We start from the raw sequence: 23580 nt of genomic DNA, 5'->3' as shown, positions 1-23580 counted from the left end.
CAGTCGCATAGGACCCCTCTCTCCTCCGGCTGACGCGTCCATCGGGCACCCGAGTACCGCAACCCCACGTGGCATCTCATGTGCCCAACCACGTCAAGTTCAGGAGACACCACTCCAGTGGCAGTCAAGATCAAGCTCAAGCGCCTCGGCAAGATTCGCCAGCCGCACTACCGCATCGTCGTCGCCGACGCCCGCACCCGCCGTGACGGTCGCGCGATCGAAGAGATCGGTATCTACCACCCGACGTACAACCCGTCGCGCATCGAGGTCAACGCCGAGCGTGCGCAGTACTGGCTGTCCGTCGGCGCCCAGCCCACCGAGGCTGTGCTCGCCATCCTGAAGCTGACCGGTGACTGGCAGGCGCACAAGGGCCTCCCGGCCCCCGCGCCGCTGCTGCAGCCGGAGACCAAGGAGAGCAAGCGCCGCACCTTCGACGAGTTCGCCAAGGCCCTCGAGGGCATCGGCGAGGGCAAGGGCGACGCCATCACGCAGAAGGCGAAGAAGGCCGACAAGAAGGCGGACGAGGCTGAGGCCACCGCCGAGTCGACCGAGGCCTGAGCATGCTCGAGGAGGCTCTTGAGCACCTCGTGAAGGGCATTGTGGACAACCCCGACGAAGTGCAGGTCGCCTCGCGCACCCTGCGTCGCGGACAGGTTCTCGAGGTCCGGGTCCACCCGGACGACCTCGGGAAGGTGATCGGCCGCAACGGCCGCACCGCACGTGCTCTGCGTACCGTCGTGGGCGCCATCGGCGGCCGTGGCATCCGCGTCGACCTCGTCGACGTGGACCAGGTCCGCTGAGACCGCGTCCATCGCAAGAATGAATCACCGGCACGGGCCGGGGAGGGCATACGTGCCCGCCCCGGCCCGTCGTCGTCTGAACAGGAGAGCACAGTGGAGCTGGTAGTCGCGCGGATCGGCCGCGCCCACGGCATCAAGGGTGAAGTCACCGTGGAGGTGCGCACCGACGAGCCCGAGCTGCGGCTCGGTCCGGGCGCCGTCCTGCGCACCGACCCGGCGTCGGCGGGACCGCTGACCATCGAGACGGGCCGGGTGCACAGCGGGCGGCTGCTGCTGCGCTTCGCCGGCGTCAAGGACCGCACCGGCGCCGAGGCGCTGCGCAACATCCTGCTGATCGCCGAGGTGGACCCGGCGGAGCTGCCGGAGGAGCCCGACGAGTACTACGACCACCAGCTGATGGACCTCGACGTGGTCCTCGCCGACGGCACCGAGGTCGGGCGGATCACCGAGATCTCCCACCTGCCCTCGCAGGACCTCTTCATCGTCGAACGGCCGGACGGCACCGAGGTGATGATCCCCTTCGTCGAGGAGATCGTCGCCGAGATCGACCTGGAGGAGCAGCGCTGCGTCATCACGCCGCCGCCCGGGCTGATCGACGACCGGGCGGAGGTCGCCTCGGCGCGCGACGCCGGAGACGAAGCCTGATGCGTCTCGACGTCGTCACGATCTTCCCCGAGTACCTGGAACCGCTGAACGTCTCCCTCGTCGGCAAGGCCCGCGCCAGCGGCCGGCTCGACGTGCAGGTGCACGACCTGCGCGACTGGACGTACGACCGGCACAACACGGTCGACGACACCCCGTACGGCGGCGGCCCCGGCATGGTCATGAAGACCGGCCCGTGGGGCGAGGCCCTGGACGCGGTGCTCGCCGACGGCTACGAGTCGGGGGCGCGCGGGCCGGTCATGGTCGTCCCCACGCCCAGCGGCCGCCCCTTCACCCAGGAGCTGGCCGTCGAGCTCTCCGAGCGGCCCTGGCTGGTCTTCACCCCGGCCCGCTACGAGGGCATCGACCGCCGGGTGATGGACGAATACGCGACGCGGATGCCGGTGTACGAGGTCTCCATCGGCGACTACGTCCTGGCGGGCGGCGAGGCCGCCGTCCTCGTGATCACCGAGGCGGTGGCGCGGCTGCTGCCCGGCGTGCTCGGCAACGCCGAGTCGCACCGGGACGACTCTTTCGCGCCCGGCGCGATGGCGAACCTGCTGGAGGGGCCCGTCTACACCAAGCCCCCCGAGTGGCGCGGCCGGGAGATCCCGGACGTGCTGGTCAGCGGGCACCACGGGAAGATCGCCCGCTGGCGGCGGGACGAGGCGTTCCGGCGGACCGCCCGCAACCGCCCGGACCTCATCGAGCGCTGCGAGGCCGCCGCGTTCGACAAGAAGGACCGCGAGATCCTCTCCATCCTGGGCTGGAAGCCGTCCGGCGACGGACGATTTTGGCTCAGGCCACCGGCCGTGGAAGAATAGGCGGCTGCTGTGTGCTCGTGGACGCCCCTGCCACAGGGGGACCGTCGTCCGCAGGGTGGCACGGCTCCCGAATTCTCTCCGGAAACCCGCACCGGCGACCTGTGGCGCCGTGCGAAGAAAGCAGACGAAGAACATGTCTCACCTGCTCGATGGCGTCAACGCCGCCGCGCTCCGCTCGGACGTCCCGGCCTTCCGCCCGGGTGACACCGTCAACGTCCACGTCCGCGTGATCGAGGGCAACCGCTCCCGTATCCAGCAGTTCAAGGGCGTAGTCATCCGCCGCCAGGGCGCCGGTGTCTCCGAGACCTTCACGGTCCGCAAGGTGTCCTTCAGCGTCGGCGTGGAGCGTACCTTCCCGGTGCACTCCCCGATCTTCGAGAAGATCGAGCTCGTCACCCGCGGTGACGTCCGCCGCGCCAAGCTGTACTTCCTCCGTGAGCTCCGCGGCAAGGCCGCGAAGATCAAGGAGAAGCGCGACTTCTGAGGTCACCTCCGGGGTCCGGGGGCGGCCGGATAGGCTCGTTCCCGATGGACACCGAAGCACCTCACACGCAGCGCGGCCGTTCCTCCCCCGTCGAGGGGGAGGAACGGCCGCGCTGTGCGTTGTCCGGGGGCCGGCGTCCGTTCACCTGGCGGCGGCCCGTCGCGTTCGGCGTGGTCTGCACCGTCCTGCTGATCCTGTTCAGCAATTTCGTCGTGCAGCCCTTCCTGATCCCGAGCCGCTCGATGGAGCCGGCGTTCGAGGTCGGGGACCGGGTCCTGGTGAACAAGCTGGCGTACCGTTTCGGCGACGGGCCGCGCCGCGGGGACCTCGTGGTCTTCGACGGCACGGGCTCCTTCGTACCGGAGCGTCCCGAGGGCAGCCCGATCGGCGGGGCCCTGCACGGCGCGGCGTCCGCGCTCGGACTCGCCGAGCCCTCGGACTCCGACTTCGTGAAGCGGGTCGTGGGGGTCGGCGGAGACGACGTGGTGTGCTGCGACGCGGACGGGCGGATGCGGGTCAACGGGGTCGCGCTCGACGAGCCGTACCTGTACCCCGGTGACGCGCCGTCACAGGTGCCCTTCCGGATCGTGGTCCCCCTCGGAACCCTGTGGGTGATGGGGGATCATCGTTCCCAGTCCCGGGACTCCCGGGACCACCTGGGGCAACCGGGCGGGGGGATGGTACCGGTGGAGAACGTGATCGGGCGGGCCGACTGGATCGGCTGGCCGGTGTCGCGCTGGGGTTCCGCGGGCGGTGGCCATGGGTAGCCGGGGGCGGTCGAGACGCGACCGGGAGCCCGAGCCGCCCCCCGAGCCGGAGCCGGAGCCCGTCGCGGCGGAGGGCGGCCGTGCCCAGCGGCGCAAGCTGGCACGCCGCGTACGGCGCCGCCGCCGCACCCGGCGGGCCGGCGAGCTGCCGCTGCTCGTGGTCGTGGCGCTGTGCATAGCCCTGGTGCTCAAGACCTTCCTGGTGCAGGCGTTCTTCATCCCGTCCGGCTCGATGGAACAGACCATCCGGATCGGCGACCGGGTGCTGGTGGACAAGCTCACCCCGTGGTTCGGCTCCGACGTCCGGCGCGGGGACGTCGTCGTGTTCAAGGACCCGGGCGGATGGCTCCAGGGCGAGGCGGCCCGGCCCGCCCAGGACCCGGTCGGGGTCAAACAGGTCAAGCAGGCCATGACCTTCATCGGCCTGTTGCCCTCGGCCGACGAGCAGGACCTGATCAAGCGCGTCATCGGCGTCGGCGGCGACACCGTCGCGTGCTGCGACGGCCGGGGCCGGGTCACCGTCAACGGCGCGCCGCTCGATGAGCCGTACGTGAACGCGGGCAACGCGCCCTCCGAGATCCGCTTCGAGGTGCGGGTGCCGGCGGGACGGCTGTTCGTGATGGGCGATCACCGGGCCAGGTCGGCGGACTCCCGCTTCCACCTCGACGAGGCCTTCGAGGGCACCATCGACGAGAACGGCGTCGTGGGCGAGGCCGTCGTGATCGCCTGGCCCTTCGGCCACTGGCGCCGGCTGGAACAGCCCGCGACCTTCCGCACGGTGCCCGATCAGGCACGCCGCGGGGGACGCGACCGCCGTGGGCGCGGACGGGACACGCCGTTCGCATAGTGTGTCCTCGGTCTCCCGCGCCTTAGGGAACTCCCGCTCGTTAGGGGAGGGGAGGGCCCGCGTCTGATTTCGGCGGGCGGCGATTTCCGAGTGAGGAGTGGATGTGGGGGATGTGGCGGTAGGCGCACGATCCGGACGCGACGAGGGCGAGGAGCGGCCGGACGACGCCGTCGAGCGCGAGGCCGAGGACGGCGGTACCGCGGCGCATCCGCACCGCTCGTTCTGGAAGGAGCTGCCGCTCCTCATCGGCATCGCCCTGCTGCTGGCCCTCCTGATCAAGACGTTCCTGGTGCAGGCGTTCTCGATCCCGTCCGACTCCATGCAGGACACCCTGCAGCGGGGCGACCGGGTGCTGGTGGACAAGCTGACCCCCTGGTTCGGTTCCGAGCCCGAGCGCGGAGAGGTCGTGGTCTTCCACGACCCGGCGGCCTGGCTGTCCGGAGAGCCCACCCCGGAGCCCAACATCGCGCAGAAGGCGCTGAGCTGGATCGGTCTGATGCCCTCCGCGGAGGAGAAGGACCTGATCAAGCGGACCATCGCCATCGGCGGGGACACGGTCGAGTGCAAGAAGGGGGGACCGGTCGTCGTCAACGGCAAAGAGCTGGACGAGTCGTACATCTTCCCCGGCAACACCCCGTGCGACGACATGCCGTTCGGCCCGATCACCGTGCCCCGGGGCCATATCTGGGTGATGGGCGACCACCGCCAGAACTCCCAGGACTCCCGCTACCACATGCAGGACTCCACCAAGGGCTTCGTGCCGGTCGACAAGGTCGTCGGGCGGGCCGTGGTGGTCGCGTGGCCGATCACCCGCTGGTCCACCCTGCCGATCCCGGACACCTTCGACCAGCCCGGCATCGGCAACCAGGCCGCGACCGCCGCGCTCGGCCTCGGGGCGTCCGGGCTGGCGCCGGTCGGGATGGGCCCGGCCGCACTGGGTCTCACCGGTGCGGTACCGCTCGTGATGTGGCGCCGCCGGAGGCTGACCAGCGGTCGTACCGCCCGGTAGGGTGCCGCCCAGGTCGACGATCTCCGAGTGTGGGGGCGCTGTAATGGGCGGAACACAAGCAATACGCGGTGGCAGGAACGGCCACGGTGGTCTCGGCAACGTGCTGTCGGGGATCGCCGTGGCCGTCGGCTTCGCGCTCTTCCTCGGCGGTTTCGTGTGGGGGGCGCTCGTCTACCGCCCCTACACCGTGCCGACCGACTCGATGATGCCCACGGTGCGGCCCGGCGACCGGGTGCTGGCGCAGCGCATCGGGGGCGGTGAGGTGCGCCGCGGGGACGTGGTCGTGTTCACCGACACCGACTGGAGCGACCTGCCCATGGTCAAGCGGGTCGTCGGCATCGGCGGCGACACCGTGAAGTGCTGCGGCGCGGCCGGTGAGCTGACCGTGAACGGAACGCCGCTGGACGAGCCCTACATCGACGACACCCGTCCGGACCCCGGTCCGGCCGTGCCGCCCGGGCAGGCCGCCCCCGGCATGCCCTTCGAGGTCACGGTGCCCCAGGGGAACCTCTTCCTGCTGGGCGACCGGCGGGACGCCTCGCTGGACTCCCGGTCCCACCTCCAGGAGGCCGGGCAGGGCACCGTGCCGCGGTCGGCGGTCAGCGGCCGGGTCGACGCGCTCGCCTGGCCCTCCGCGGGCATGCTGGAGCGGCCGGAGACGTACGAGGCGCTGCCCGGCGGCGTGTCCCGGCCCGGGCCGCTGCCGCTCCAGGTGGCGGCGGTGGCCGCCGGAGCCGTGCTGGTCGTGCTGGGGGCCGCGTACGGGCCGCTCGTACGGGTCCTGGGGCGCGAGCGGCGCAGGGAGCGGGCCGATGCCGGCTGACCCGGCGACCGCCCCCGAAGTGCGCAAGGTCGCGCGGGTGGTCCTGCTGGACCCCGCGGACCGGATCCTCCTGCTGCACGGCTTCGAACCGGCCGATCCGGCCGAGACCTGGTGGTTCACCCCGGGCGGCGGCCTGGAGGGAGCGGAGAGCCGCGAGGAGGCCGCGCTGCGGGAGCTGGCGGAGGAGACGGGGATCACACAGGTCGAGCTCGGGCCGGTGCTGTGGCGCCGGTACTGCTCCTTCCCGTTCGACGGGCGCCGCTGGGAGCAGGACGAGTGGTACTTCCTGGCCCGTACCGCCCGGACCGCGACCGAGCTGGGCGGGCTCACCGAACTCGAGCGGCGCAGCGTCAGCGGAGCGAGGTGGTGGACCTACGGGGAACTGCTGTCGGCCCGTGAGACGGTGTACCCGACCAGACTCGCCGAGCTGCTCCGTACGCTGCTCGACGACGGCCCTCCGGGTGCGCCGGTGGTCCTGGCCCCGGAAATCGTTTAGGGGTGCGGGGGCCTGGCGCACAATAGGGGGACGCACGGCTGAAGGGGAACATGCCATGAGTGCCGAGGACCTCGAAAAGTACGAGACCGAGATGGAGCTGAAGCTCTATCGGGAGTACCGCGACGTCGTCGGGCTGTTCAAGTACGTGATCGAGACCGAACGCCGCTTCTATCTCACCAACGACTACGAGATGCAGGTGCACTCGGTCCAGGGGGAGGTCTTCTTCGAGGTCTCGATGGCCGACGCGTGGGTCTGGGACATGTACCGGCCGGCCCGTTTCGTGAAGCAGGTACGGGTGCTGACCTTCAAGGACGTGAACATCGAGGAGCTCAACAAGAGCGACCTCGAACTCCCGAGCGGCTGACCACCGGGCCGTCGGCCGCCGAGCGGCTGACCGCCGGGCCGTCGACCGCCGTCCGGTGCGCCGCCGCCCTCCCTCCTGAGGGTGACCGGGTTATCCACAACGCCGCGGTTGTCCACCAAGATCCACAGGGTGGGCGGGGGCGCGGGACCGTCGGTGCCGGAGGTGGTGCCGAATGGACACGAAGGACGTGGCACGGCAGGCGCTGGGGCGGTACGGCGAAGAGCTGGCGGCGCGCCGGCTGACCGAGGCCGGGATGACCGTGATCGCGCGGAACTGGCGGTGTCGCGGCGGGGAGATCGACATCGTGGCGCGGGACGGGGATGCCCTTGTCGTCTGCGAGGTCAAAACCCGCCGGGCGGGCGTTTTCGAACACCCCATGGCCGCGGTGCGGCCCGGCAAGGCGGAGCGGCTGCGCGGACTCGCCGGGCGCTGGCTCGTCGACCACGGCGGACCGCCCCCGGGCGGGGTGCGGATCGACCTCGTCGGGGTCGTGCTGCCGCGGCGCGGGGCCCCCGTGGTGGAACACGTCCGGGGGGTGGCGTGATGGGGTTCGCCCGAGCCTGTTCCGTGGCCCTGGTGGGCGTCGACGGCGTGGTGGTGGAGGTCCAGGCCGACCTGGAGCCGGGAGTGGCCGCCTTCACCCTGGTGGGACTGCCCGACAAGACCCTGGTCGAGAGCCGGGACCGGGTGCGGGCCGCCGTCGTGAACTCGGGGGCGGCCTGGCCGCAGAAGAAGCTCACCGTCGGGCTGAGCCCCGCCTCCGTACCGAAGTCCGGCGCCGGCTTCGACCTCGCCGTCGCGGCGGCCGTGCTGGGGGCCGCCGAGGTGGTCGATCCGGCGGCGATCGCCGATCTCGTGCTGGTCGGCGAGCTCGGCCTGGACGGCCGGGTCCGACCGGTCCGGGGGATCCTGCCCGCCGTCCTCGCGGCGTCGGAGGCCGGCTACCGGCAGGTGGTCGTCCCGCAGCAGTGCGCTGCCGAGGCCGCGCTCGTCCCCGATGTGTCCGTGCTCGGCGTACGCAGCCTGCGTCAGCTGATCGCGGTACTGACGGGTGGCGCCGTCCCGGAGGAGGAGCACCTCGGCCCGCCGGGGCGGCCCGATCCGATGCTGGCCGGGCTGGTGCTCCCCGGGGCGGGGCTCGGCACCGGCATCACCCCGGGCCGCACGGGCCGGGGCGACTGCGCCGAGGTCCCCGACCTCGCCGACGTGGCCGGACAGCTCGGCGCGCGCCGGGCCCTGGAGGTGGCGGCCGCGGGTATTGGTAGAGGCGGATATCAGAAGCTGCGCAATGCCCCCTGAGGCACGCAGTGGGAGCCGCCGGCTAGGTAGGGGCGGCCTCGCGCCCGAGGCTGGTGCCTGGCAGCGCCTGGCAGCGCCTGGCAGCGCCTGGCGGCGCTTGAGGGCCTCTGCGGGCGAAGCAGCCGTGGAGGCCGGGATGGGCCGGATGGGTACTGAGGAAACAGCTGAGAGTGGCGGCCCCGGCGCTCTAGGATGACAAGTCAAGCTGAGGGGCTAGGGGGCGCGTGTCGTGACAACGACTGGGCAGAGTGACTCTGCCGCGACGGAACGTCGGTTGGGGCGGGCCGTCCTGTTTCTGCAGCAACAGGCTCCCTTGGTGACGAACAACGTCATCCGGGCCGATATCGCAACGCTGCTCTTGGCCGGTCAGGCAATGGACTTCGCGTCCCGCATGCACGGATACGGCCGGATGACTAACCGGGACGCTATTCGACAGTTCGCAAGGTTGTCTGGGATTCCTGAGAGTATTCTGACGCTCCAGGTCCTTCCGCAACTCAAGCAAGCAGGCGTGATCGACTTCGAAGTTGACATCGACGGGGCCGTCAAGAGCATCGAGGAGTTCGTCGGGGTCTCCGGAACGGTAATTCAGCAGACCTTCAGGGTCTTGGACACGCTGAAACCTTCCGAGGAAGAGCTGGCGCTTCTGCACAGTATCGAGATCGCATCGTGGGCACCACTCACCAAGACCCAGCACCTTGACCAGATTGTGAAGCGAGGGATTTCGGACGCCGCTGCCCTCCGAGGGTTCGAACTCTCCCTGGGAACGTCGATCAACCGTCGAGTTCGATCAAGCGATCTGAACGAAGAAGTGGTCTTCAACCCCCACGTCTGGGGGACCAGTCAGATCCAGATCGCTTCATTTCTTCGCAACCTTCCCCCGGGGGAGCGTGACGCCCTCCTGTCTATTTGCGAGCAGGCAACAACGCGACCCGGATCGACCCTTGATACGGTCGGCGGGGATGTCAACATTCTTAAGAGTGCCCGCAAGGTCGGATTGATTCAGACCGGCACGGTAAAGTCAAATGCTTCAGGAGTGCCGCTCCGGCAAACTTATGTCTTCTCGCCGCTGGTGCAGACCCTAGACGATCAATCGACGACTACCGAGGCACTGCATCTGCGCAAGCTTTTCATCGCTCACATCCTCTTTGGGCGTGAGAAGGCGATGCTGAGCAAAGGGCGAATCAATGACCCGGTAGTGCTCGTATCGAAGCTACTCAATGCTGGCTCCGTCGGTCCTGCCACCAATATCGGCACCGACTATCACCTTCTGGAAGCTGCCGGCGTCGTGCGTGTAGAGGAACTTCCCAACGGCCGGGCATTCCTCAAACTGATCAAGAAGGAGATCGTCCGTGACGGTCTCGACTGGCTTAAGGCGAGTGTCGCAAGCATTCCCGGAGGGTCCTCCTCCCTTAAGGTGGAAAATGCCCCCGGGCTGTTCGTCACTCCGGAGGAAGACCGCTCCAAGCTGACTGACGACGCGGCCAGTGACGAGATCACCACCTCCGCGATTCTTGAACTGAGGAAGGAGGTCCAGCGTGCAGTCAGGTACGAGAGCCCGTTCGGGCGGTAGCAGGCCTGCGACCCCCAAGGCACCACAGGCCGGCGAACTGCTGGAAGCTCGGGTTGCCCAGCTCTGGTTCTGGGAGGGCTTCTATTCGCGGTATGGAGTCAACCTTGAGCGGTACTATCAAGAGCCGCTCGTGGTGACCGATCTCGACCTCTTCGCTTTTGACTTCACGCCTCACCTTTCCCAGGTTAAATACATCGGTGAAGTGAAATCTGGCACCGGAAAGAACACCGAGAAGCCGCTTGATCGCATCGTCTGGCTTCGCGGGCTCCGCGAGCTTGTCGGTGCTGATGCCGCAGAGCTCACGATGGCCAGGGGCGTCACTGGCCGCATTAGACACCTTGGTCGCAGCCTTGGCGTAACTGCGCAGAGCCTTGAGGACTTCGAACGTCGCGAGGGAAATGCCGTCGGAAAATTGACGGATCTTGGAGCGCATGGCGTTGGCGCACTTCACCTGGAGCGAGAGATCCGCGACTTGTGTCGCCGCGAAGCAGCGCTGGATAGGTCCTTCAAGTTCCTCCGTGGGGAAGTACTGTTCCTCGAACCCTTCTTGGCCATCAAGCAGCTGATTGATCTCCTGCAGGGCATTGGTCAACATTGGACCCCGCGAATTCAGGACGATGAAGCCCGAGCCGTTAGGTGGCTGGCAGCTGAAAGTGTCAGCATCCTCACTCTGAAACTCGTGGCAGCTGCTTCCACTGCCGTCACTGTTAATCGCAGCGACTGGGACAGTCTTGTTTCTGAGCGACTGGCAGAAGGCGCTGTCCCCATGCATCAGATGAGGAAAATTTCAGACGCCGTCGACAAATATATGGCTGGCGTGCTTTCCGCTGCCAAGGTTGCGCCCGAAATTCGCACCGAAGCGATTGGCGCTTTCCTTCCCGAACCGCCGCAATACTCGAGCTCGCTGGCTGAACTCTGCTGGAGACTCAAGAGTGATGCCCCAGTTGCACGGGTGCTTCCACGGCAGCTCGATCTCTTCATTTTCGAGCGGTTGGTTAAGGGCAGAGAAATTGATCCGCTCGTGGCTGGGCGTTTGGGGCTAGGTCGGGACTCGTTCGGTCATATGCGCCGGTTGATCGCAGCTTTCCTGCGGGCATGCGATGCGAGTTTTGACGAACTAGAACATGTGATGACGAGCGGGCTGGAATCCGGAGGCGCCTCCAGGGTCGTAAACCATGGCGGCGATTCGGCGTCATCGTGAACTAGCAGGCTCGCTATCGACGCGTAACGGTATCGGTAGGTACGAATATCAGATGTTACCCAAAACGCGTCAACGGCGAGCGATTTCTGCCGCGTAGGCGCCGTACTCACCACCGTCCCTCCAACGATCAACCGAGATGATGCTGATTCCCAGCAGGCGGTTGATCACGGTGGCCGGTAGTTCGGCGCCGAGGTCCCGCAAGGCTGCGTGTTGGGTGGCTCGTGCTCGAACGCCGAGTCGCTTGAGCCGGGTCATCAGCGTGGCGGGGGTCAGGTTGCGGGTGGGGTGGTTGCCCGGGAAGAGCCACGGGTTCGGGGCCTTCCTGCCGATGATGGCCCGGCTCCGGCGTGCGGCAACGAGCTCGTCGACCAGGACGCCGAGAGGCCCTGGGAGGTGGAGCGGTTCGTCGCCGAGCCTGAGGTGGACTCCGCGATCGTCTCGGATCACCTGATCTGTGCGAAGGGCCGCGACGGTCGCGAGCGATTGGGCGAAGAGGAGAACCAGCAGGCCGGCAACACGATCGTCGAGCCGGATGGAGCTGTCGGTCAGGAGCTTCTCGGCCAGAGCGATCCGCCGTTCGGTGTCGAGTGGTTCGGTGGGATGGATTCGCTCGGGCGGCGGGATCTCCAGGCCCTTGGCGTGGTGGTTGGCGACTGCCCACCGGACGAAGGGGCGGGCATGCAGGCAGACGCTCGTTCCGGCGACCAGCCATCGGTCGATGTGGCCTTGATGGCATTCGCCCAGTTCAGTGCCCTGCTGCCGTAGCCAGGCGGCGAGGCGGATGGCGGCCTTGACCTCGCAGCGGACGGACCGGATCTGGTGATAAGTGGCGTGCCGGCCGCTGAGTCGGTGCCGAAGGCGACCGATGCGGTCCCAGCGGGCGAAGGCCGTGATCAGCTTGCGGTCCTCGGGGTCGGCGATGCTCTCCAGAGACGCTTCGACGGACGCCAGAAGGGCGATCATGTGCTCGTCCCGAGCGGGGAGGACCCTGGCGGTGACCAGGACCTCGCGGATGTGCTGGACGGACTTGTTCGGCGTGTGACGGTCCAGGGTCTCGTGGCTGATCGGCGCGTCATCGGTGCCGAGCAGGGCCAGCACCTCGGCTGCCTTCCGGCCGGGCTCCAGCCACCTCAGGACCGTTCGGGCGTTTTCCGTGCCGGTCAGGGCGGTGAATACGGGATCCATGCCAGGGCGGATCGCCTCGTCGGGGCCGACGAGGAGTTCACGGACCCGGTTGCGGCATGCGCAAGGGGGGCAGAGGCCGTGTCCCCAGAGGACCGCGACCTCTCCGCAGTCGGCGCAAGTACGGAAGGCGACGGGATCCTTGGCGAAGCAGGACTGACACAGGTGACCTTCGGGAACCCGGGCCCGAGCCTTCTGGATTCGGCCGCAGCGGTGACACAGGCGCCTGACCTGGGAGCACGAGTCGCAGATCGGGGAGCTTGTGCTCGCCCCGATGCAGGGTCGTCGGCGGCAGCAGACCGAGCAGAGGTCAACGGGGAGTCGATAGCAGGCTCGGCAGTGGACGCCTTCGGGAGTGCGCCGGCCAACAGGCGCTGTCCTGTCGCAGCGGATGCACTTCTCGAAGTTCGCCGGGTTCTTCGAGTTGCAGGTGCCGCAGAGGGCCGCTCCGGCTTCGGTGCGGCCGACCACGACTCGATCCTCCCCGCAGCCGGAGCACTGCTCCGTCCGCTCAAGCCTGTCGTAGCAGCGGCGGCAGACCCGCTGACTACCGCTCTTGAAGTGCAGGGGATGCTCCTCGGAGCACTGCGGGCAAGGCGGCAGCACGACACGGCTCGCGCCCAGCGCCGTGACTCGTTCGAGGAGCCGGATCAGGTGAGGAGAGCCTTCGGCCCCCTCGCCGGTCAGCAGACCAGGACGGTCCTCGATCTCCCACGACACCTTGAGCAGGGCATACGGCTGCTTGTTCGATGCACGGATTGCCTCCTGGAGCCGGTCAACTGCAACCCCCGGGGTGAGAGGTGAGATCTGCCCGACGAGCCGGGCGACGGGGTCCTCGCCGTGTCCGGGGCGGCAGGGTAGGCAGACCGGCCGTCCCTGGCGGTCGCGGCAGTTGACGTTGAGGGTCGAACCGCACGACGTGCAGGGCCGGGTGTTGGCCCGGAACTTGGTCTTGCAGGGCAGGCAGACGCGCTGGCCGTTCAGGGTGCTGTCGAGGGTGCAGTCCGATCGGCAGAGCGGGCAGAGCGGAACGACCACCCGCTTGGCGCCCGCGGCGACCAGGCGGTGGATGAAGTCGTCGACGGCGATCGGCCCCCGGGGCTCTCCGCAGGTGAGGAGTTCAGGGTTCTCATAGAGGGCGCGGACCAGGCGGCGCCGCTTGACCCGCGACACGCAGAAGTTCTTCAGCAGGTCCCGGATCACGGCCTCGCGCAGACCCGGTTCGAGGCCCTGGACCAGTGCGACCACTGGGGCCACTTCGTCCCAGCGAGTCTCGGCGGCCAGCGCGGGGCCGACCTGAGCCGGCGAGGTCACGAGTCGGTTCCCTTGATGCGGGCCCGCTTCGGCCGGAAGGAGCCGACTCCCGGGTCGGCGGCGGTGTCGCCGCCGGCTGCCTTGCGCGTCCGTGCGGCCGTGGTGATGGGCTCGATGAGCTGGTCCATGGGGCAGCCGAGGATGTCCAGCAAGGCCATGAGCACCTTCATGCTCAGCCTCTCGGGCTTCTCGGTGACCAGTCGATAGACCTGGCTGGTCGAGAGGTCGACGCCGCGTTCGGCGAGGAGGGGCCGCAGTGCAGAGGTTGAGTACATCCCCTGAGCTGCCATGAGCTCACGCAGGTGCCAGCGGAAGTCGAGCTTGGCGGTCATCGCTATCCCTTCAGGGTGACGTCGAGGTACTGGCGCATCATCGTGTTCATGAAGTCGCCGCTGACAGACGTATAGATCGCGGTCGTGGACTTGTAGAGGTGGCCGACCTGCTTCTGCACGAACGTCTCGTCGGCGCCGTCCTCGATCAGGTGCGTGACGTAGCTGTGCCGCAGGCAGTGGGGGACGAGCTCCTCGGCGAGACCGAGTTCCTTGCGGTAGTCGGCGAAGCGGTCGTCGATCTCGCGCGGCCGCAGGCGGCTGCCTCGCTCGGTGACCCAGAGCGCCGGATGGTCCGGGAAGCCGAACCGGGGGCGGATGTTGCGGATGTAGTCCTCGACGGCCTCGACCGCCCAGTCCATCAGGGACATCACTTCTCGGCGCCGATAGGCCGACCCGCGGGTCCGCTTGCCGTAGCGGACTTGCAGCCCGCCGAACCGACCGAACTCGGGTGCTTTGGGGTTGCGGTGGAAGTCCGTCACGTCCAGGCGGGACGCTTCGGTCCGGCGCAGGCCCCAGGCATACATGACCTTGAACAGCGTGGCGTCTCGGTAGGCGTGGATGGCGCCCTTGCGGCCCTTCCGGATGGCCTGGTCGACCCGGTCGTCGCAGAAGTCGAAGAACCTCTGAAGCTCCTCGCGTGTGAACGGCCGTCGTTCCGCGTCGCCCTCGTACTCGACGAGGTGAGCGACGGTGTTCCACTCATGGCAGATCTGCACCGGGTGCGTACCGAACCGAGCCTCGCACTCCTCGGCCCACCGGTAGTGCGGGTTGATCAGGAAGTCGCAGAAGCCCCGGATGATCCCCTGATAGTTGCGGATCGTGGACTCGGCTCGGTGCAGTTCGGCGATCAGGTGGACTGACCACTCATCCATGTGAGCCGCGTTCCACCGCCACGGGTACTCGCCGGCGAACTCGGTGAAGGCCCGCACGCGGGCTATGCGGTCCGTGACCGTCTTCTCCGCCAGGCGTCGGCCTCCACGCTGCTGGGCCTGCCACCCATCGAGCATCGCCTCGAAGACGGCGTCCTCCGGGTGCAGTAGCGCCACTCCAGAGACCAGTTGCAGCCGAGCGGACCCCGCGGGCTCCGACTCTCCTCCACCCACCCGAACCCCCTTGCCGTTGAGTGACCGAATCATGCACCCAATGCACGATCACCGGCAAAGCGGCAGCTCAGACGCTTGGCAGTCGCTGTAGGTAGGGCCTAGCATCCTCACAGCTCACGCAGGTGGAGCCCTTTCCGATCGTGCATCCAATGCAATTCCGCCCGGTTAGGTCACCACCTCTTCCTGAGCGGGCCGCCCGGGGCGGGCAAGACGATGCTGGCCGAGCGGCTGCCCTGGATCCTGCCGCCGCTCGGACGCCGGGAGTCGGTGGAGGTCACGGCCGTCCACTCGGTGGCGGGGATCCTCCCGCCCGGTGAGCCGCTGGTCGCCCGGCCGCCCTACTGCGCGCCCCACCACTCCGCCACGATGCAGTCCCTGGTGGGCGGCGGGAACGGGATCCCCCGGCCGGGCGCCGTGTCCCTGGCCCACCGGGGCGTGCTGTTCCTGGACGAGGCCGCCGAGTTCCACGGCCGGGCGCTGGACGCGCTGCGCCAGCCCCTCGAGTCGGGGCACGTGGTGATCGCGCGAGCCGCCGGGGTGGTGCGGCTGCCCGCGCGGTTCCTCATGGTCCTCGCGGCCAACCCCTGCCCGTGCGGGCGGCACACCCTGCAGGGGCAGGGGTGCGAATGCCCCGCCTCGGTGATCCGGCGCTACCAGGCCCGGCTGTCGGGGCCACTGCTCGACCGGGTGGACCTGCGGGTGGTGGTGGAGCCGGTCACCCGTTCCGACCTGCTCCGGCAGGGCGGCCGCGGGGAGTCCACCGCGGTCGTCGCCGACCGGGTCCGCGAGGCCCGGGAGCGCGCGGCCCTCCGGCTCGCCGAAACCCCCTGGCGGCTCAACTCCGAGGTGCCCGGGCAGGAGCTGCGCACCCGGTGGCCGGTGGATCCCGGCGCGCTGGCCCAGGCCGAGCGGGACCTGGAGCGCGGGCTGCTGAGCGCCCGCGGCCTGGACCGGGTGCTGCGGGTCGCCTGGACGGTGGCCGACCTGCGGGGGCGGGACCGGCCGGAAGCGCTGGACGTGGCCGTCGCGCTGGAACTGCGGACCGGGATCGCCCGCGGGGCGGCGCTGGAGCCGGGGGCCGCGGCATGACCGGGACGGACGGCGCGGAGCGGCGCCGGGAGCGCGGGCAGGTCCGGCCGCAGGAGCGGGCACCGGGGCATCCACCGGGTCAGGAGTACCTGCCGGCGCCGCAGCCGGAGCCGGTCTGCTGCCCGGTCCCTCTGCCGGAGCCGGCTCCGGAGCCCGGGGCGGAGCGGGAGGCGGGCCGTGCGCCGGGGCCGCAGCCCGAGTCCGGCCCGGGCCGGCCGCCGGAGCGGGGACCCGGGCCGGAGCCGGGGTGGCGGCCTGAGCCGGAACCCGTGCGGGAGCGGAAGCGGGAACCGTGCCGTGCTCCGGGGCCGCAGTCGAACGCGGAGCCGGACCCGGTCCGTCCTCCGGAACGGGGGCCGCAGCCCGAGTCCGGCCCCGGCCGGCCGGCCGGGAGGCGGCCGGGGCCGCGATCGGAGCCCGGGTGGGAGGGGGATGTGTTGGCGCGGGCCGCGCTGACCCGGGTGCTGGAGCCCGGCGAGGAGCGCGGCGGCCGCTGGCTGCGGGAGCACGGCGCCGTGGGGCTGATGCGGCTGCTGACGGGCCCCGAGCGGGGGGCCGGCGTGCTCACCGGGGTGCGGCCGGACCGGCTCGCCGGGTACCGCAGACGGGCCGCGCTCGCCGACCCGCGACGGGACCTGGAGCTGGCCGCCGCGGCGGGGGGCCGGTTCGTGTGTCCCGGATCCGCGGAGTGGCCGACGCAGCTCGACGACCTCGCCGACGCCCGGCCCGTCGGGCTGTGGCTGCGGGGCCGGCCCGACCTGCGGGCCTGGGCGCTGCGTTCGGTGGCCGTCGTGGGGGCCCGGGCCTGTACCCCGTACGGCGCCCACATGGCGCAGACCCTGGCGGCCGGCCTGGCCGAGCGGGGCTGGGTCGTCGTCTCCGGCGCGGCCGCAGTTCTGTATCCAGTGACAGTTGTTGCTACTGCTCGCTAAGGTCACTCACATGGCGGAGTTAGAGCAGAGTGCCCGTTGTTGGCAGCTTCATCGGTACGCGCCGAGCCGTACGGAGGACGCTGTGGCCGAGCTACTCGGGGAAGTGCTGCTAGGCAGCGCCGCTCGTACGGGGAGCCTGGATGTACATGACGGCCAGCGCTTCGTGATTGGTCCCGACGGTCGGCCCGATCTGAGGGTGAACTACTGCCTGGGGTCGCCGAAGTGGCGGCGACTGGCCTGGCGCACCCAGCGGGACTACTCGTACTCGCTGGTGGTGTGGCTGAATTACCTGCTCACGACCGGTGTGAACTGGTGGGATGCCGATGACGAGGTGGCATCCGAGTTCCTGTTCTGGCGGGTCACGGATCCTGCGAACGAGGACACGGTGGAGACCGGGACGTTCGCCCGTGATTTCGCCGGGCTGAAGAAGTTCTACAAGGTGGCCGCGCGTTTTGGGGTCGCCGATCCGTTTGCGGACATGGACCCGCCGAGCATCGTCCGGCACGCGGACGTCAAGTGGCTCGATCCTGGGGGCTACACCCGATGGGTGGACCTGGGCATCCGGGGCTTCGATCTCCATGGTCGGCCGGATCCGTGGTGGAAGGGACGCAACGAGCAGCGGGACCGCGCGTTTTGCGACGGCCTCTACGGCAATGGTCTGCGCGTCTCGGAGTGGGCCAGCGTGGTGCTGCCCGAGCTGCCCGCCTACGACCGGCGGCGGGGCTTCTTCACCTGCGAGCTCGCCGAAGCCTGCGCGAAGGGTGGGTACGGGCACAAGTACTGGATGCCGAGGTCCTCTCTGCGCGGGGTGCTCGGTTACGTCGAAGGCGCCAGGGCGGCCGCGATCCGGCGGGCCCAGGCCGCGGGCCGTTACGAGCGGATCGCCAACCGGCGCATCGTGCGGGCCCTTCACGGCAGGCATTCGGTGACGATGTCCTCTGCCGACGGCGGTTCCCAGCGGGAGGAGTGGAACGACCTCGGGCCGCAGACCCGGATGCTTTTGTTCCGCGAGACTGCGCAGGGGCTTGAGCCCGTGGCTCTGTGGTTGAACGAGGACGGCCTGCCGCGTGACGGCGGCGGCTGGGAGCACACCTTCGACGTCGCGAATGCGCGGATCGAGTCGCTCGGGTTGGAGAACTTCAGCTGCACCGCTCACATGCTGCGGCATTCGTTCGCGCTGAGGTGGTTCGCGGTCGGCAAGTTGATCAAGTATGCACAGCTTGGGCACCTGACCGAGGACGAACAGCGCGACTTCCGCGAGGAGGTCGGCAACACCTGGCACTTGGTTCAGACGATGCTCGGGCATCGCAGCGTTGAGGTGACCAAGAGTGTCTACCTCGAGCCCTTCCGGACATTGGAGGTGGAAACGCTGCTGGCTCACGCCGACGGCTTCCCGGTCGCGTCGTTCATGGCGGATGTGTTCGCCGACCACCCGTGGGTCCGCACCGATCCGCTGGTGGGGTCCCGGTGAGCCGGGGACGGCGGGCCGCCCTGCCGAGTGGGCCCAGGACCCGGTTTGGGCTGATGACGGCCAAGGACGGCCGCCGGGTCGTGCGGTGCTACAGCCAGGATGGCGAGGACCGGGTCGACTTCGATGTGTCGGAGCTGGCCATGCCCGAAGCCGTGCGTGAGCCGCTGATCGCGGCCCTGGTCGGCCGCACCGCACCCGGAGCGGGGCTGACATCCCTCCACTCGTTCAGGAAGTCCTACCTGGCTCTGATGGGGTTCGACCGCTACCTCTCGGGCCTGAAATCGGTCCCGCGGAGCGTGGCCGAGGTCACCCCCGAGCACTTTGAGGGGTTCTACGACCAGCGCAAGGACGAGGGCATTAAGACCGCCTCGAACGAGCTGGCAGATCTGCGGTTGCTGCTGCTTCGAGTGGTGGGTATCAGTGACGCTCTGGCGGGCCGGCTCGCTGGGGCACTACCGGCCCGGCCCGAGGGCGAGCCGGCCCACAGCTATAGCCGAGACGAGCTGAAGAGGATCGCGCAGGCCGCGCGGACGGCCCTGCGCTCGGCGGAGACACGGATCCGCAGCAACCGTGAGTTGCTGGTGAAGTTCCGTGCGGGAGACCTCGACGTCAGCACTGATCTCCACCTGCGGCGCAGACTGCAGATCCTCGACCACCTGGATCGCGTCGGCGACGTTCCCCGCCGAACGCGCAAGTCCGGGAAGGTCGTTGCCTACGCGCCCGAGCCCTGGGTGATGAAGCGCGGAAAGGTCAAGGACATCGTCGGATGGCTCCATCTGACCCCGGAGGAAATCGCCGCCGCCGCAGTGCTGTTCGGCGTGATGACGGGCCAGAATCCGGAGCCGATCTTGAAGATGACGGCCGCCCACCACCGGGCGGACGGTGGCGTCGGGTCAGGCACGGCGATCGTCGGCCTGCGCAAGCCGCGTCGTCAGAGCCGGGCCTACATGGACCTTGCCCTGACCGAGGTCCCGGACTGGATCAGCATCCCTGAACAACCTGATCAGCTCTCCACCCGGGACATCCTGCACACGCCCTTCGGCCTCTACGTCCTGGTCCACGAACTGACCGTACGGGCCAGGCACTTCGCCGGCGGCAACCGCCTCTTGGTCGCCTACATGGTCACCGGCGGTGGTCCGGGGAAGGCCAAGGGCCGCGGATGGCGCCCGATCCCGACGGACGGAGCTCTGATCAGCAAGCTCGGCCGGGACTGGCAGCTGCCCGCGGACGAGGTGGACAAGGAGGGTCAGCCGCTGCCGCTGCGGCCGCTGCGGCTGGAGACGCTGCGGATGACCTACCTCGAGCTCCACCAGAAGCCTGTCGCCCACACCCGGCGGACAGCGACCCGCTACCTAGTCCGCAACCGCGGGAACATCAACGAATACCGCGCGGTCGTCGCCAAGGTCCTGAACACCGAGGTCGCTAAGGCACGGGCCCGGTCCAAGATCATCACTATGAGCCCTGAGCAGGTGGCCCACGCGCAGGAGAACGCCGACGAGGTCGCCGCCGAGATGGGGCTGGAGCCGATGGTGCTCAAGAAGATGATCGCGGGGGAGTTGGATACGGTGCTGGGGGCCTGCACCGACAACAACAACGGCCCCTACAACCCGGGGGAGCCCTGCCGGGCCTCGCTCCTGCTCTGCCTGGACTGCGAATGCGCCAGGGCCTTGCCCCGACACCTTCCGCTGCAGGTCGTCGTGCATGACCGGCTCGCCGAGCGGCGCGAGCAGATGAGCAAGCTGCAGTGGGCCGAGCGATTCGCCGGCCCGCACGCACAGCTGGCCGACTTGCTGGACCAGGCGGACGACACGGCCGTCGAAGATGCCCGCAGATCCGTCGGGCCGGACGAGCGCAAACTCGCGGACCGCCTGCTGAACAGGGAACTCGACATCCGATGACATCTCCCGCCCCGATCGCGCTCGGCGAGCCGGACGGCCTTCCCGAAGGACTTCCGGAAGGCACCATCTGGCCGGGCCCCGACACGATCGTGCTGATGAACCGCGAGATCGCCAGTGACGTCAATCCGGCGCGGTTGTCGCGCTTCGCGGACATGCGCTGGGACCTCAACCCCGGGATCTTCGAGGCCCATGCGCGGTCCCAGTCCCTGAACTTCGATACCATCCCGGAGCCGTTGCGACTGGCCACGAAGTTCTACGTCTGGCAGTTGATCAATCACCCGAAGGCCCGCACCATGAGGCGCTCGGCAACGCGCCGGCCCGCGCTCCACACAATCGAGATCTTCTTCTACGGTTCCCTGCAGCCCGTCATGAAGTGGTTTGTGGCTCAGGGGATCACCGAGTTCCGCCAGGTCACCCACGAGATGCTCTGGCAGTACCTGGATGCGCTCGACACGGACGGCGTCGCCACTAGCAAGCGCTATCGCCGCATCACCGAGGTCCGGCGGCTGTGGGTTCACCGCAGCATTCTGCCGTTCTACCTGCGGCTCCCCGAGGCGCCTCCCTGGGACGGCGAGGACACCAAGGACCTGCTCGAACGCACCCGCGGCGACCGAGAGAACCGCACGAAACGGATCAGCGAGCACACGATGCAGCCGCTGCTGCGGTGGGCCATTCGCTTCCTGGAAGACTTCAGCGACGACATCCTGGCCGCCTGGGAAGAGCACCAGGTCCTGTTGGCCCGGCGCCCGGAGCGCATGCGGGGCAAACGGCGTCTGCGGAAGCCCGGCGAACTGCAGGCCGATGTCGCGGCCTACCTCGACGGGCTCCGCAGCCGGGGCGAGAGCCTGCCCGGCACCCGCCGCGACGACGGCACTGTGGATGTTGCCTGGCGCCACATCGCGTCTTTGCTCAACTGCGCGAACTCGATTCAGCTCACCTCGTCCGGCCGCATGATCATGGAATCCGGGTTGCCCGTCAGCGGCGACATCAACCTCGACTGCCCCGTCACCGCCGAGCTGGACGGGATGCCTTGGCACCCCCGCGTCACGTTCGCCCAGGCCCCGCGGCTGGCTCGGCTGCTGAGCACAGCCTGCTTCGTCATCGTCAGCTACCTTTCGGGCGCCCGCGTCGGCGAGGTCCTCAACCTCCGGCGAGGCTGTGTCAGCTTCGACAAGGCCACCAGCTTGTGGTTGCTCCAGGGGCTCTACTTCAAGGGCGCCGAGGACGAGGACGGCAACAAGATCCCGGAGGGCACCGTCCGTGAGGACCCCTGGGTGGTCATCGAGATCGTCTCCCGGGCCGTTGAGATCCTGGAGCGACTGCACAAGAGCCACCTGCTCTTCCCGAACCGGCTCATGCCGATCAAGCAGACACCCGGCAAGGAACCGAAACGCCGCGGCGAAGCCCGCTCAGACCGCCTCATCGCCGAAGATATGGCCACGTTCATCGCCTGGGTCAACGAGCGCTGCCAGCAGCTGGGCCGAAAGGATCACATCCCGACCGACCCCGGTGGACCGATCGCAGCCAGCCGCTTCCGGCGAACCCTGGCCTGGTTCATCCGGCGCAAGCCCCGCGGCCTGATCGCCGCATCCATCCAGTATGGACACGCCCACACCCAAATGCTGCAGGGATACGCTGGCTCCTACGAGGCCGGCTTCCTGGACGAGTACGCATTCGAGGACTGGCTCTTCCGCATGGAAGGCATCGCCGAAGACGAACGCCGCCTCCTCGCAGGCGAGCACGTCAGCGGACCTGCCGCCGACGCCTACCGCTACCGCGTCCAAGCCGCCAGCCGCGAGTTCGCCGGCCGCGTCCTGACCAGCGAGCGGCAGGCGCGCGACCTGCTCGGCAACCCGCTCCTGCAGATCCACCATGGCGAGGGCATGACCTGCGTCCTCAACCCCACCGTCGCAGCCTGCCAGCTCAGAGGCTCAGCGGACGACCCCATGGTCACCCCCGACACCGACGACTGCCGCCCCAACTGCCAGTGCCTCGCCCGCACCGACCGCGACATCGAGATCAACAAAGAACGCGCCGCCGAACTCGCCGAGATCGTCGACGACCCCATCGCCCCACCCATCCGTCACGCGCGCGAGCGGCATGAGCTCGACCGACTCCGCGCAATCATCGAACACCACCAGCGCGGAGCCCAGGAATGACCGTTCTCCCACTCGACGGCGAGAGCGACCCCGTCCGCCGAGAGATCATCGCCGCCATCAACCGCCTACTGGCCGGCACCCCGCACAGATCCAACGGACGTCTGAACGTGACTCAGCTCGCGGTCGAGGCCGACGTCAAACGCTGGCACCTCACCCACCAGCACACCGACCTCAAGGACCAGTTCCAGGCCGAGGTCGCCCGCGCGGAGGTCAAACGGGCAGCAGCCGTCCAGCAAGCTGACGAGTACGCCGAGCTGAAGAAGAAGAACGCCGAGCTCCGTAAGCACTGCCGCCACCTGGAGGCCCGTCTGGAGATCTACGCGACCGCACTCAACCGGCTAGCTCTGGAAAATGCCGCTCTCTTGGGTCGGGACGCCGACGCTGCCAAGGTCAGGACGCTTCCACGGAGCCGCCGCCTGCCCTGACGGTTCGCGCCGCCAGAAGAAGGTGACGCAGGTGACGCAGGTGACGCACTTTGCCCCTATTCCTCTGCGTCGAGGAACGCGAGGAGAAGGTGTTGGCGGACGTATTGCTGCGTCCTGACATGCGCGGAGGCAGGCTCCCAGCCTGCCCCGGGCCACCTGGTTCCACTTCAAAACTCCTGGTCACGGGCCTTCCGTCGTTTCCAGGACATGGGAACAGGGGCTGAAGGGGCTGAATCTTCCGGAATGCCGGAGCTGAGGGCGGGGTCGGTCCGTTCGCCATGCGAGGAGACCGGAGAGGTGGTGCAGGGTACGGCTGGAGAGATCGATACCGGGCGGGTATATAAGCACGCTAAAGCTCCTGGCGGGCTGGTGATCTTGGTCGCGACCCCGTCTGCCAGGGGCTTTCTTCATGTCCGCTGCCGAGGTGGCCCGCCCAACCTCCCGTCAGGTTGGAATCAGCTCAGCGATTGTGTCCGATCCAAGGGCTGAGGCCGGCCGTCGGTGAGTCGGGTTTCTAGCCCTCAGGAATGAAGAACATCCCGCTACCGG

The 23580-nt window shown here is 68.8% G+C and carries 21 protein-coding genes and 3 pseudogenes; 21 read left to right on the top strand and 3 right to left on the bottom strand.

The genetic code is table 11. The features are described from left to right. Positions 1–117 precede the first annotated feature (117 nt). The 15 genes and pseudogenes from rpsP (at position 118) to ACFWW8_RS12410 (ending at position 11126) form a co-directional block, all read left to right on the top strand. Positions 118–558, top strand: coding sequence for a 30S ribosomal protein S16 (gene rpsP / locus ACFWW8_RS12480; protein WP_267717590.1), 441 nt, complete (start codon positions 118–120; stop codon positions 556–558). Positions 559–560: 2 nt separating this feature from the next. Then, positions 561–800: an RNA-binding protein gene (locus ACFWW8_RS12475; RefSeq protein ID WP_330332869.1), complete on the top strand. Its 240-nt coding sequence runs from the start codon at positions 561–563 to the stop codon at positions 798–800. 93 nt (positions 801–893) lie between these two features. Next, positions 894–1445, top strand: coding sequence for a ribosome maturation factor RimM (gene rimM / locus ACFWW8_RS12470; protein WP_383932296.1), 552 nt, complete (start codon positions 894–896; stop codon positions 1443–1445). Further along, positions 1445–2266 (top strand): tRNA (guanosine(37)-N1)-methyltransferase TrmD, encoded by an 822-nt coding sequence (gene trmD / locus ACFWW8_RS12465; RefSeq protein WP_386527212.1) that lies wholly within the window; start codon positions 1445–1447, stop codon positions 2264–2266. Before rimM ends, trmD begins: the two co-directional genes overlap by 1 nt. A 133-nt stretch (positions 2267–2399) precedes the next feature. Next, positions 2400–2750: a 50S ribosomal protein L19 gene (rplS, locus tag ACFWW8_RS12460; protein ID WP_383932300.1), complete on the top strand. Its 351-nt coding sequence runs from the start codon at positions 2400–2402 to the stop codon at positions 2748–2750. A 44-nt stretch (positions 2751–2794) separates the two neighbouring features. Then, positions 2795–3517 carry a signal peptidase I gene (gene lepB / locus ACFWW8_RS12455; protein WP_386527210.1) on the top strand — a complete coding sequence of 241 codons (723 nt, stop codon included), beginning with the start codon at positions 2795–2797 and terminating at the stop codon, positions 3515–3517. Continuing rightward, complete coding sequence (lepB, locus tag ACFWW8_RS12450) at positions 3510–4364, top strand: signal peptidase I (RefSeq protein ID WP_386527569.1); 855 nt, start codon at positions 3510–3512, stop codon at positions 4362–4364. The genes lepB (ACFWW8_RS12455) and lepB (ACFWW8_RS12450) overlap by 8 nt, the downstream gene beginning before the upstream one ends. Positions 4365–4476: 112 nt before the next feature. Beyond that, positions 4477–5373, top strand: a complete 897-nt coding sequence (gene lepB / locus ACFWW8_RS12445; RefSeq protein ID WP_386527566.1) for a signal peptidase I — start codon at positions 4477–4479, stop codon at positions 5371–5373. 43 nt (positions 5374–5416) lie between these two features. Next, positions 5417–6196, top strand: coding sequence for a signal peptidase I (lepB, locus tag ACFWW8_RS12440; protein WP_386527208.1), 780 nt, complete (start codon positions 5417–5419; stop codon positions 6194–6196). Beyond that, positions 6186–6692, top strand: a complete 507-nt coding sequence (locus tag ACFWW8_RS12435) for an NUDIX hydrolase (RefSeq protein ID WP_386527206.1) — start codon at positions 6186–6188, stop codon at positions 6690–6692. The genes lepB (ACFWW8_RS12440) and ACFWW8_RS12435 overlap by 11 nt, the downstream gene beginning before the upstream one ends. A gap of 55 nt (positions 6693–6747) precedes the next feature. Continuing rightward, the gene (locus ACFWW8_RS12430) at positions 6748–7056 is read left to right on the top strand and encodes a DUF2469 domain-containing protein (protein WP_003993268.1); all 309 of its coding nucleotides are present in this window, start codon (positions 6748–6750) and stop codon (positions 7054–7056) included. Between the two features lie 172 nt (positions 7057–7228). Continuing rightward, positions 7229–7600: a YraN family protein gene (locus ACFWW8_RS12425; RefSeq protein ID WP_386527204.1), complete on the top strand. Its 372-nt coding sequence runs from the start codon at positions 7229–7231 to the stop codon at positions 7598–7600. Further along, positions 7600–8352: pseudogene (locus ACFWW8_RS12420) on the top strand (magnesium chelatase domain-containing protein); the annotation flags it as partial. The gene ACFWW8_RS12425 and the pseudogene ACFWW8_RS12420, both read left to right, overlap by 1 nt. A 319-nt stretch (positions 8353–8671) precedes the next feature. Next, entirely contained in the window at positions 8672–9925 is a 1254-nt protein-coding gene (locus tag ACFWW8_RS12415) for a hypothetical protein (RefSeq protein WP_386527202.1), read from the top strand. Continuing rightward, complete coding sequence (locus ACFWW8_RS12410) at positions 9891–11126, top strand: hypothetical protein (RefSeq protein ID WP_386527200.1); 1236 nt, start codon at positions 9891–9893, stop codon at positions 11124–11126. The genes ACFWW8_RS12415 and ACFWW8_RS12410 overlap by 35 nt, the downstream gene beginning before the upstream one ends. A 69-nt stretch (positions 11127–11195) precedes the next feature. On the opposite strand, the gene ACFWW8_RS12405 is transcribed toward ACFWW8_RS12410, so the two are convergent. From ACFWW8_RS12405 to ACFWW8_RS12395, 3 genes are read right to left on the bottom strand one after another with little or no spacing between them, the layout of a single operon-like run. Further along, positions 11196–13622, bottom strand: coding sequence for a hypothetical protein (locus ACFWW8_RS12405; protein WP_386527197.1), 2427 nt, complete (start codon positions 13620–13622; stop codon positions 11196–11198). Continuing rightward, positions 13619–13954, bottom strand: coding sequence for a helix-turn-helix domain-containing protein (locus ACFWW8_RS12400; RefSeq protein ID WP_386527194.1), 336 nt, complete (start codon positions 13952–13954; stop codon positions 13619–13621). The genes ACFWW8_RS12405 and ACFWW8_RS12400 overlap by 4 nt, the downstream gene beginning before the upstream one ends. Positions 13955–13956: 2 nt before the next feature. Next, positions 13957–15000 (bottom strand): tyrosine-type recombinase/integrase, encoded by a 1044-nt coding sequence (locus tag ACFWW8_RS12395; RefSeq protein WP_386527192.1) that lies wholly within the window; start codon positions 14998–15000, stop codon positions 13957–13959. 225 nt (positions 15001–15225) lie between these two features. Between ACFWW8_RS12395 and ACFWW8_RS12390 the strand changes: the two are divergent. From ACFWW8_RS12390 to ACFWW8_RS12365, 6 genes and pseudogenes are all read left to right on the top strand, one after another. Further along, positions 15226–16146, top strand: a pseudogene (locus tag ACFWW8_RS12390) (YifB family Mg chelatase-like AAA ATPase); the annotation flags it as partial. A 434-nt stretch (positions 16147–16580) separates the two neighbouring features. Next, positions 16581–17036, top strand: a pseudogene (locus ACFWW8_RS12385) (DNA-processing protein DprA); the annotation flags it as partial. 124 nt (positions 17037–17160) lie between these two features. Next, positions 17161–18549: a hypothetical protein gene (locus ACFWW8_RS12380; RefSeq protein WP_386527189.1), complete on the top strand. Its 1389-nt coding sequence runs from the start codon at positions 17161–17163 to the stop codon at positions 18547–18549. Positions 18550–18602: 53 nt separating this feature from the next. Continuing rightward, entirely contained in the window at positions 18603–20447 is a 1845-nt protein-coding gene (locus ACFWW8_RS12375; protein ID WP_386527186.1) for a hypothetical protein, read from the top strand. Next, positions 20444–22606 (top strand): hypothetical protein, encoded by a 2163-nt coding sequence (locus ACFWW8_RS12370; RefSeq protein WP_386527183.1) that lies wholly within the window; start codon positions 20444–20446, stop codon positions 22604–22606. Before ACFWW8_RS12375 ends, ACFWW8_RS12370 begins: the two co-directional genes overlap by 4 nt. Then, complete coding sequence (locus tag ACFWW8_RS12365) at positions 22603–23031, top strand: hypothetical protein (protein WP_386527180.1); 429 nt, start codon at positions 22603–22605, stop codon at positions 23029–23031. Before ACFWW8_RS12370 ends, ACFWW8_RS12365 begins: the two co-directional genes overlap by 4 nt. The last annotated feature ends 549 nt before the right edge of the window (positions 23032–23580 follow it).

The organism is Streptomyces sp. NPDC058701 (assembly GCF_042715295.1).
In the GTDB taxonomy this organism is placed as follows: domain Bacteria; phylum Actinomycetota; class Actinomycetes; order Streptomycetales; family Streptomycetaceae; genus Streptomyces.
Note: the sequence above shows the minus strand (reverse complement) of the source record. Positions and strands in the feature narration are given on the sequence as shown.